Here is a 671-nt window from a genome sequence, read left to right as displayed (position 1 = left end):
CGGCAATATCAGCTTTGCCGAAACCGGCGAGGACGCGCGGGGCCAGATCGTGCGCGACTACCTTGCCGATCGCGACGAGCGCCCGGACGGCACCCGCGTAGCGATGGCGCATCGCCGGGCCGATGTTCGCGCCATCAACGACGCGATCCGGGCCGAGCTACAGGACCGGGGCGAGCTGGCGCAGGGCGAGGACGCCGGCGCGCTGACCTTCCAGACCAATGACGGCAAGCGGGAGTTCGCGCCCGGCGACCGCATCGTGTTCTTGGAGAACAACCGCGACCTTGGCGTGAAAAACGGGATGCTAGGCACGGTCGATCATGTCGAGCCGGGCCGCATCATTGCCACGCTCGACGGCCGGGGCGGCGATAGTGTTTCCGTGCCGATGGGCGATTATCAGGCGATCGACCACGGCTATGCGACGACGATTCACAAAAATCAGGGGGCGACGGTGGACCGCGCCTATGTGATGGCGTCGGGGACGATGGACCGGCATCTAACCTATGTCGCCATGACCCGGCATCGTGACGGGGTGCAGCTCTACGCGGCACAGGACGAGTTCACCAATGCCGGCCGGCTGGTCGAGCATGGGGCCGCGCCCTATGAGCATGACCCGCAGAAGTCCGACAGCTATTTCGTGACGCTGGAAAACGACAAGGGCGAGCAGCGCACCC

At 65.7% G+C, this 671-nt stretch carries 1 pseudogene; it reads left to right on the top strand.

Annotated features, from left to right (window positions below):
- A pseudogene (locus tag HBA93_RS17925) lies at positions 1-671 on the top strand (Ti-type conjugative transfer relaxase TraA); the annotation flags it as partial.

Source organism: Ochrobactrum sp. SFR4, from assembly GCF_019730395.1.
GTDB lineage: Bacteria > Pseudomonadota > Alphaproteobacteria > Rhizobiales > Rhizobiaceae > Pseudochrobactrum.
The sequence above is the reverse complement of the archived record's forward strand: the minus strand, read 5'-3'. Positions and strand labels throughout refer to the sequence as shown.